Origin of the sequence: Pseudomonas sp. UMAB-08 (genome assembly GCF_900095225.1) — a bacterium.
Lineage (GTDB): Bacteria > Pseudomonadota > Gammaproteobacteria > Pseudomonadales > Pseudomonadaceae > Aquipseudomonas.
This window is the reverse complement of sequence record NZ_LT607414.1, coordinates 611,380-620,417: the sequence shown is the minus strand read 5'-3', so window position 1 is coordinate 620,417 and position 9,038 is coordinate 611,380. Positions and strand designations below refer to the sequence as shown.

General features: G+C 57.6%; 12 protein-coding genes. 6 read left to right on the top strand and 6 right to left on the bottom strand.

The features are described 5' to 3' along the window. From K0F75_RS02665 to K0F75_RS02645, 5 genes are all read right to left on the bottom strand, one after another. The coding region (locus K0F75_RS02665) for a deoxyguanosinetriphosphate triphosphohydrolase (RefSeq protein ID WP_257604239.1) at positions 1-1,223 on the bottom strand (1,223 nt) is incomplete at its 3' end. Positions 1,224-1,304: 81 nt separating this feature from the next. Continuing rightward, positions 1,305-2,468: an EAL domain-containing protein gene (locus tag K0F75_RS02660; protein WP_219060204.1), complete on the bottom strand. Its 1,164-nt coding sequence runs from the start codon at positions 2,466-2,468 to the stop codon at positions 1,305-1,307. A gap of 120 nt (positions 2,469-2,588) precedes the next feature. Further along, positions 2,589-2,930 carry a hypothetical protein gene (locus K0F75_RS02655; protein ID WP_219060203.1) on the bottom strand — a complete coding sequence of 114 codons (342 nt, stop codon included), beginning with the start codon at positions 2,928-2,930 and terminating at the stop codon, positions 2,589-2,591. Further along, the gene (locus K0F75_RS02650; RefSeq protein WP_219060202.1) at positions 2,927-3,313 is read right to left on the bottom strand and encodes a phage holin family protein; all 387 of its coding nucleotides are present in this window, start codon (positions 3,311-3,313) and stop codon (positions 2,927-2,929) included. Before K0F75_RS02650 ends, K0F75_RS02655 begins: the two co-directional genes overlap by 4 nt. Before the next feature lie 5 nt (positions 3,314-3,318). After that, positions 3,319-3,633 (bottom strand): YqjD family protein, encoded by a 315-nt coding sequence (locus K0F75_RS02645; protein WP_219060201.1) that lies wholly within the window; start codon positions 3,631-3,633, stop codon positions 3,319-3,321. A gap of 356 nt (positions 3,634-3,989) precedes the next feature. Between K0F75_RS02645 and K0F75_RS02640 the strand changes: the two genes are divergently transcribed. The 6 genes from K0F75_RS02640 (at position 3,990) to K0F75_RS02615 (ending at position 8,707) form a co-directional block, all read left to right on the top strand. After that, positions 3,990-5,198 carry an ammonium transporter gene (locus K0F75_RS02640; RefSeq protein WP_219060200.1) on the top strand — a complete coding sequence of 403 codons (1,209 nt, stop codon included), beginning with the start codon at positions 3,990-3,992 and terminating at the stop codon, positions 5,196-5,198. 90 nt (positions 5,199-5,288) lie between these two features. Further along, positions 5,289-5,525 (top strand): glutaredoxin family protein, encoded by a 237-nt coding sequence (locus K0F75_RS02635; protein WP_219060199.1) that lies wholly within the window; start codon positions 5,289-5,291, stop codon positions 5,523-5,525. A 125-nt stretch (positions 5,526-5,650) separates the two neighbouring features. After that, positions 5,651-6,091 carry a LexA family transcriptional regulator gene (locus K0F75_RS02630; protein WP_219060198.1) on the top strand — a complete coding sequence of 147 codons (441 nt, stop codon included), beginning with the start codon at positions 5,651-5,653 and terminating at the stop codon, positions 6,089-6,091. Further along, on the top strand, positions 6,088-7,353 hold the full coding sequence (locus K0F75_RS02625; protein ID WP_219060197.1) for a Y-family DNA polymerase: 1,266 nt from the start codon (positions 6,088-6,090) through the stop codon (positions 7,351-7,353). The genes K0F75_RS02630 and K0F75_RS02625 overlap by 4 nt, the downstream gene beginning before the upstream one ends. A 56-nt stretch (positions 7,354-7,409) precedes the next feature. Next, the gene (locus tag K0F75_RS02620) at positions 7,410-7,733 is read left to right on the top strand and encodes a transcriptional regulator (protein ID WP_219060196.1); all 324 of its coding nucleotides are present in this window, start codon (positions 7,410-7,412) and stop codon (positions 7,731-7,733) included. Between the two features lie 83 nt (positions 7,734-7,816). Then, positions 7,817-8,707, top strand: coding sequence for a pseudouridine synthase (locus K0F75_RS02615; protein WP_219060195.1), 891 nt, complete (start codon positions 7,817-7,819; stop codon positions 8,705-8,707). A gap of 89 nt (positions 8,708-8,796) precedes the next feature. Here K0F75_RS02615 and K0F75_RS02610 read toward each other — a convergent pair whose 3' ends face one another. After that, a complete protein-coding gene (locus tag K0F75_RS02610; protein ID WP_219060194.1) occupies positions 8,797-9,021 on the bottom strand; it encodes a YgdI/YgdR family lipoprotein in 225 nt (74 codons plus the stop codon). Between the last annotated feature and the right edge of the window lie 17 nt (positions 9,022-9,038).

Here is a 9,038-nt window from a genome sequence, read left to right as displayed (position 1 = left end):
CAGTGAGGATCGGGCGCGTTATTGCCGAGCAAATCGAGAATGCGTCGATGCTTGAACGAAGGGGTTCGCCCGCCGAATTGCTCCAGTGCCGCACCGCAGAACGCATTGAGCAGTACTTCCAGGGTGGTGTAAGCGCCAATCTCATGCAGGGTCTTGCGTTTATCCTGAAAGATTTTCTTGCGAGCCATATCCTTGGCGTCGAGCACGCAACGTTTGGCGGGGCCGTGCATGTGCTCCACCAGGTCGCCACTGAGGGTGCCCGCCAGCAACGCATCTTGCTGTTCGACAAAAGCACGCGCGGCGGCGTTGGTCAGATGCTCGATGGCCTTACCGCGCAAAATGGCCAGTTTGCGGCGGCGAGAATCGTTGGGCCCCAATTGCCGATAGGTTTCCGGGAGATCATCGCCCACCAGGCCCAGGAGCAGGGATTCCACCTCGGCGTATTCGAGCAGGTCCATTTCCAGACCGTCCTCAAGGTCGATCAGGGCATAGCAGATATCATCGGCGGCCTCCATCAGGTACACCAGCGGATGACGCGCCCAGCGCTGTTCTTCAAGCTGCGGCAGGCCGAGTTTGTGTGCGATCTGCTCAAGGATCGGCAGTTCGCTCTGGTAACAGCCGAACTTGTGCTTTTTGTAGCCTAGCGAGTCGGCATGGCGCGCGGTCCAGGGGTATTTCAGGTAAGTGCCGAGGGTTGCATAGGTCAGCCGGGTGCCGCCTTCGAACTGGTGGTATTCAAGCTGCGTAAGCACCCGGAATCCTTGGGCATTGCCTTCGAAATTGAGAAAGTCATTGCGCTCGACGTCGCTCATTGCATCCAGCCAGCCACGTCCGGCGGCCTGTAAAAACCAGTGGCGAATCGCATCTTCACCCGAATGCCCGAACGGTGGGTTTCCGATGTCATGAGCAAGGCACGCAGATTGAACGACCATTCCAAGATCGCTTGGCTCGCACCAGTCAGGCAGGGCGCCGCGAATGATTTCGCCGACCCGCATACCAAGCGAGCGGCCAACGCAGCTGACTTCCAATGAATGGGTCAGGCGCGTGTGGATGTGATCGTTGCTCGTGACCGGATGAACCTGGGTCTTGCGGCCCAGTCGACGGAACGCGCCGGAAAAAATGATGCGGTCATGATCTTTGTGGAAAGGACTGCGCCCCAGCTCTTCAGGGCTGTAAATGGGTTTGCCAAGTCGTTCGCGGTTAAGCAGGGTTTGCCAATCCAAGGCGTTCACTCCGTCTATTGATTACGCCTAGCTTCCCGGTTCAGTCGTTGGGCTGCAAGGGCCTTGATCGCAACGCCGCGATTACAAACCGGCGGCGTCGATATCGATCAACAGCAGGCACTGGCCGTTCTCGAAGAACTGTCCGGCAGTCAGGCAATATTGGTTGCTGGTCACGTCGCGGTAAGTATTGGACAGGGTCAGGCGCCGTTCACCCCACCCCTCGGCCAGTAAATGGTAGAAGTACGGACGCCAGGACCAGTTGTGGCCCAGATAACTGGCATCAGCGTGCCAGACGCCGTTGCGCCATTCAAAATTTGGCGTGAGCTGTGTACCATGACGATCGCATTGATAGACGCGCAATAGCCACGGGTAGTCGTGCAGTTGCGGCAACTGGCTCAGGGGGGCTTGCCCTTCGGCCCAACTCTGGAGCAGGTTCATCAACTTGCTGAGCTGCAGGCGCAGGGTCATCAGGCGGGCGCGCTCGGCCACTTTTTGCAGCACGTAGCGGTCACGCAATTGAGCAAAATGCTGGACGAAAGTGTCGCCAGCAAAGAACTCCACCTCACCTTGGGCGAACAAAAAACCCTGAACGTAGCGTGAACCACACTCCAGGGCAAAATGCAGTTCGGCTTCGGTCTCCACCCCTTCGGCGATGATCGAGCAGCCGGTTTTCTCGGCCATTTGCGCCAGTGCCTTGACCACATCACTGCTGTGGCCGCCACGGGCTGCGGCCTGAAACAAGCGCATGTCCAGTTTCAAAATGTCTGGTTGCAGCGCCAGTACCCGGTCCAGTTGTGAATAGCCGGCCCCAAAGTCATCGATAGCAATGCGCGCACCCGCTTCCCGATAGCGTGCTACCACATCGGTCAAACGTTGGCTGTTGCCGCCCAACTCAGTGATTTCGAAGACGATGCGCTGTGGTGCCACGCCATGGCGCTGCAGCTGCTTGAGGCTGGGCAATGGTTGACCCGGTCGCAGGCGATTGATCCAGCGCGGGGAAATATTCAGGCTGAGAAACCAGTCGTTGGGCACTTCATGCAGGCGGCTGAGGGCATTGTCACGGATCGCCCGGTCCAGGCGGCGCAGGATGGCAGGAGACATCTTGGGATCAGCAAACAGGGGGCCAACGGATAAAAGTCGGCCATCGCTCTGGCGTAGGCGACCCAAGGCTTCAACGCCGGCAATACGACCAGTAGCGGTGTCGATGAACGGCTGAAAGCAGGCAAGCGGTTGCCCGTCTATCACGGAGCCTCCTTAGTAGATCTTGGAATTGTTTGCCGTGCAGGCAGCGCTTGTCACCCCACGGAGGACCATGGGGTGGCAGGCGTTGGAGTGCTTTGCAAGAATGCAGCCAGATGAGGCACGTTAGCGTTTAGGCGGGGAGCCTTGTAACGCGAGCTTTATCAGCGGAAGCAGGCTGGTGCCCAACTTCACGAGGCGCGTGACACCACTGATGCCGCCTCCTTTGGCTCCTTTCCCGCTGAGGAAGCCCAGCAGGGTGACGATGCCAATGCCCCACAGAGGCGCGTGTTTAATGCCCAGCGTGCCTTGCCAATCCTGCGTCATATTGCGCACGCGGCGTATTGGCTCCAGCAGTTGACTCGATTCGTGACGAATCTCCTGGCGATGCATTTCCATGCGCAAGCGAATCAACGCCTTGCGCAGTTCTCGCCGGGAGGCTGAGTGCGACAGTTCAGGAAGATTCATGGCATCAGTCGCTCGCGATCATTGGCCAACTCTTGGAGGGTGGCATTGAACGGTGACGATTCGTCGAAGATCGCCGCTTTCAAACGCAAACCGCAGAACACCGCAGCCAGGGTATAGAAGACACAGAGACCAATGATGCCGGCCAAGCGATAACTATCCCATACGACGATCAGCAATAAAGCGGATAACCCGATCAGCAGCAGCAGTGCAAAAACCAGCGCCAGACCGGCAAACAGCAGCAGGCTCAATGTACGTGATTTTTGCTCCTGCAACTCGATGCCGAACAACTCCACGTGACTGTGCAGCAGGCCCAGAAAAGCGGCACCCAAGCGCCGCGGTGACGAGTGTTGGTCCGCTGATGACGAACCTGATTCTGTGCCCATAGCCGTCAGCGCCTTGTAGCCAGCAGACCCAGGAGGAACCCGACGCCAGCGGCGATGCCCACTGACTGCCATGGATTGCTCTGAACATAATCTTCGGTGGCCGTTACCGCTGCTTTACCGCGTACGCGCAGGGACTCCTCTGTCAGACGCAGTGTCTCCCGTGCCTTTAACAGACTGTCGCTAATCTGCCCCCGTAATTCATCGGCCTGATCGCCAGCCAGCGTGGCGGTGTGCGCGAGAAGCTTCTCCGTGTCACTGACCAATGTTTGAAAATCAGTCATTAATATTTCCTGGGCGCTCGGCGCTGTTTTGCTAGCCATGGTTATCTCCGTCTGGTGGCTTAATGGTATTTCGAGTCTAAGGGATTACTGAAGGTTCATTTCAATTCGCATCCGTATTAAATCGACCAACTGGTACAGGTTTTGCTTCCAGATGGTGCGCCACGGAGGGCGATGCGCTGAATAAGAGCGAAGACAATGGCAAACGTGCCCAGATCTTACGCTTACATCATAAAACTTGAGAAAAAGCTCAAGCGACAATTTGTCCTCAAAAGTGGACTGCTCCAAATCGGGTCATACATTGCGCTTCCCTGCCAATGCATGGCGCCAGTTCGGTGCACGTAGAGGACTGCTTGACCCGCTTTGGTGCTTTTCGACGAATTGCAGGCCTGCCCTCCATGGAAAATTTGCAAAGCGCTGTGGACTCCCTGGTCCAAAGCTCAAATACCTTGTTCATCTTGACCGGCGCGGTGATGGTGCTGGCCATGCACGCCGGCTTTGCCTTTCTTGAAGTCGGTACGGTCCGGCACAAGAATCAGGTCAACGCGTTGTCGAAGATTCTCAGCGATTTTGCTGTATCGACACTGGCGTACTTCTTTATAGGCTATTGGATTTCTTACGGGGTGAACTTTTTACAACCCGCGTCCGTGATCAGTGCAAATCACGGGTATCAGCTGGTGAAATTTTTCTTCCTGCTAACCTTTGCTGCCGCAATCCCGGCGATTATCTCTGGCGGTATCGCCGAACGTGCCCGGTTCGCGCCACAGCTGTGTGCAACCGTATTGATCGTCGCCTTTGTCTACCCGTTCTTCGAGGGCATCGTCTGGAATGGCAACTTTGGCTTGCAGTCCTGGTTGTTGGAGCGTTTTGGTGCCAGCTTTCATGACTTCGCCGGCTCCGTCGTGGTTCATGCCATGGGTGGCTGGCTGGCGCTAGCGGCCGTGTTGTTGCTGGGGGCGCGCAATGGACGATACCGGGAAGGACGGCTGGTTGCCTACCCACCCTCGAGCATTCCGTTCCTGGCGCTGGGTTCATGGATACTGATCGTTGGCTGGTTCGGCTTTAACGTCATGAGTGCCCAGACCTTGCAAGGTGTCAGCGGGTTAGTTGCGGTCAACTCATTGATGGCCATGGTCGGCGGCACGGTCGCCGCGTTGATTGTGGGGCGTAACGACCCGGGCTTTCTGCACAACGGTCCTTTGGCTGGCCTGGTGGCGATCTGTGCCGGGTCTGATCTGATGCATCCGGTGGGGGCCTTGATCACGGGCGTTATCGCCGGAGCGCTGTTTGTCTGGTGCTTCACTGCGGCCCAGGTGCGCTGGAAAATCGATGATGTGTTGGGCGTCTGGCCTCTGCATGGGCTGTGCGGCCTTTGGGGTGGCATCGCGTGTGGTGTCTTTGGTCAAACAGCGCTGGGTGGGCTGGGCGGGGTCAGCCTCATCAGCCAGTTGATCGGCTCCGGGCTGGGTGTGGTTGTGGCCTTGCTTGGCGGGTTCCTGGTATACGGCACGCTCAAAATGATCATTGGCTTGCGTTTGACTCAGGAACAGGAGTACTACGGCGCCGACCTGTCGATCCACAAGATCGGTTCAGTCAGCCAGGACTGAGGCAATGGATTCAGGCTCGACGCGGGTATCCGCGTCGGCCTAAAATGCAGCCACTGTCAATTTTCTACACGCCATGCTCAAGGTGTCTTCATGCCTCCTGAATGCCAATTGCTAGGCACCCTTGGGTGTCATCTGTGTGAAGTCGCCGAAGCCGAGCTGCTGCCACTGGTCGAGCATGGTCTGCTGGTCGAACTGGTCGACATTGGAGAGAGTGCTGCGCTGGTGGACGATTACGGCCTGCGCATTCCCGTGCTGCGGCGCGTGGACACCGGCGCCGAGCTGGACTGGCCGTTCGATGCCGGGCAGGTAGTGGTGTTCCTTCAGTAACGCGTCCGACAAAAACGTCTGATGCACGGAACTGAAACCCCCTCGTCGCAGTTGCCGATAATCAATTGGTCAGCGAGTGCTGATTCGTTTACTGTATGTATGTACAGTTAATCGGGTAGCACGGCATGTCTCTCACCATTCTTACTCGCAGTGAACGCCTGCAGCACATGCTGCCGGAGTCCAGAGAGCTGCGCATCACCGGTTTTCAATCGCCCGCCGAAGACGAAAAGGAGCGGGGGTTCTCCCTTGATCGCATTGTCGGTATCGGCGCCCCGCAGATGCGTGCAGTGATGGTGAACGATGACGGTCTGATCGGCTTCGGCATCTACCCCGGTGACCGTTTGATTGTCGACCGTTCAGTGTCGCCTTGTGCAGGCAATTATGTCGTGGCTCATCTGGACGGTGCGGACAGCTACTGTGTGCGCCTGGTGAGCACAGGAGACAAAAACACACTGATGTTGGTCGACGCGCAATCGGCCACCCTGCCGCTGACGTTCGAAGATCCGGATTGCGTTGAAATCTGGGGCGTCGTGATGTGGGTGGTCAGCTATGTGGGGCGTGGATGACCACTTACGCCCTGGTCGATTGCAATGCTTTTTATTGCAGTTGCGAGCGCGATTCCCAGCCAGCGCTCAAGCGCGTGCCGGTCGTGGTTTTAAGCAATAACGATGGTTGTGTGATTGCCCGTTCGGCTGATGCCAAAGAACTCGGCATCCCCATGGGCGCGCCCTATTACCAGGTGCGAGACCAGCTGGCCTCGCTTGGGATCGCGGTGCGATCAAGCAACTACGTGCTGTACGCGGACATGTCCCATCGCGTAATGAGCGTCCTGGCATCCATGGTGCCGACAATCGAAGTCTATTCCATCGATGAGGCGTTCTGCGACCTGACCGGTATCCAGGAAGACCTCACTGAATTCGGTACGGCCATCCGCCAGCGCCTTTTGCAATGGGTGGGCATTCCTGTTGGCGTGGGTATTGGCAGTACCAAGACCTTGGCCAAGCTGGCCAATTGGGCGGCCAAGAAATGGCCGGCCACCGGTGGAGTGGTCGACCTTCGCGATCCTTTACGGCAACAGCGATTGCTCAAGCTGGCCCCGGCGACCACTGTCTGGGGGGTAGGGCGGCGTCTGGGTGTGCGATTGGCGGCGATGAATATCCATACGGCCTGGGATCTCGCCCAGTGCGACCCGGCTATCTTGCGGATGACGTTTGGAGTGACCGTCGAGCGCACGGGACGGGAGCTCAACGGGCAAAGCTGTCTTGACATGCACCAAGCACCGCCCGCAAAAAAAGCCATCTGCACCAGCAAGATGTTTGGCTATAGGCTTTCCGAACTGGAGCCTATTCGCGAGGCCATGGCGACCTACGTCACCCGCGCGGCGGAAAAACTGCGGTCCCAGGCTTCACTGTGCGGAGGTCTGCAAGTGAGCTTGCAAACCCAGCGCCACGATCCAGGCCAGCCGATCGTGGCCGACGCCGAAAGCTGCATCCTTGCGTATCCCACCGACGACACTCGAGACCTGATCGCACGCGCGTTGTCGGCGCTGGAACGAATCTTCAAGCCCGGCGTGGCCTACTCCAAATGCGCGGTGATGCTGTTCGATCTGTCGCAGCGCGGCGAGCTGACCTCAGACCTGTTCGCACCTGCCGTGCGCGACGGCAGTGATCGGCTGATGGGCGTGATCGACCGGATTAACAAGCGGGAAGGGGCCGGCACTCTGCGCTTTGCCAGGGTGCCCGTCACGCCTAAATGGGGCATGCGCAGCGAGATGCGCAGTCGCTGTTACACCACGCGCTGGGATGAGTTGATACAGATCGGCAGTTGACAGCGTAGGCATATCCCGATTCAACGAATTGAACGAACACAACGAGAGCTACAGTCATGGTCAATGTCGAACAACTGAAATACAGCGTAAATCGCATGTCCACCGACGTGGTCAGTGAAGCCGTCCTTGAATTGCGCATGGATGGCCTCGTCACGGAGGGGAAGACGCCCTTTACCAAATTGCACTTCAACACCTGCTTTGCGGAAATCGAAGCATTGTTCCAGCGTGCCGGGTATCACCGTCAGTTGGATGTCGTTGGCTATCAGGGCCTGCTTTATGCGCTGTATGACCCTGCGCGATGGGACGCAGTGGATGTATTGCGTTGGCTGAAAGAGTTTACCGAAGCGGCGGCGCAAACGGCTGTGCCGGTACGTGGATGAGCGGGTGCCATTAGGTTCTGCCCAGCCCTTGCGCGATAATGCGCCGCCAGCCAATCAAGGCGTTCCGAGATTTGAGCCTACCCATGTCCGAGCCCGTTTTTTCTCCCGCGCAGAGCCAAGCCAGCACCCTGTACCTGCCAGCAGGGCCATGGGCAACGGTTCTCGATTGTCTGTGCGCGCATTTTTCCGCCATTAGCCGGGAACAATGGCTGGATCGAATAGCCAGAGGACGGGTGCTGGATGCCGAGGGTGTGGCCATAGCTGCCGAGTTGCCTTACCGGGAAGGCTTGCGTATCCACTACTTTCGCGAGGTTCCGAACGAAACGCCGATACCGGTGCTAGAGACGATCCTGTATGCAGACGAGCATCTGGTGGTGGCGGACAAACCGCATTTTTTACCGGTGACGCCTGCCGGTGAGTACGTCGAGCAGACCTTGCTCAGACGCTTGATCCGTCGCCTGGATAACCCGGACTTGGTGCCATTGCACCGAATTGACCGGCACACGGCAGGCCTGGTGTTGTTCTCGGCAAACAAGGGCAGCCGTTCGGCATATCAGTCGCTGTTTCCTGCGCGTCAGATCGACAAGCGCTATGAAGCCATTGCCCGCGCGTTGCCCGAAGTGCAATTCCCACGGGTGCATAAAAGCCGGCTGGTCGCGGGTGAACCATTCTTTCGGATGCAGGAAGGGCCAGGCGTCAGCAACACTGAAACGCGCATCGAAGTCAGCGAACGTAATGGCGAATATTGGCGGTACGGCTTGTACCCCGTGACGGGCAAAAAACACCAGTTAAGGGTGCACATGGCGGCTCTGGGCGCGGCGATCTGCAATGATCCGTTTTATCCCGACGTGCTCAAAGATGCGGTGGATGACTACTCTCAGCCGCTGAAGCTGTTAGCCCAGGGTCTGCGTTTCATTGACCCGCTGTCCGGGGAAGACAGGCAATTCGAGACGCAACTGACGCTCGATTGGTAGGTTGTTTCTTGCGATGAATGTGCTCCTGATACAGAAAAACCCGCACGGGGCGGGTTTTTGAACAAAATCGCAAGCGATGTTGTGAAGGATCAGAGATCCTTGACCGTACTCACCTGGTCTTTGTTGACGCGAGTTTGTTTGCCATCAAGCTGTTCGAATTCGTAGAAACCCGATTCTTCATCATACTTGGGCGTATCAACAGCCTGGATTTCGCGCCCGTCGTTGAGAGTGATGACTGTGGGCGAAGCACAGCCGGCGAGGCTTGCGAGGCTCAGTGCCAGCAGGAAGGCTGCGGGTAAGGTCCGTTGAGTCATGGTGTGTCTCCGTCAGG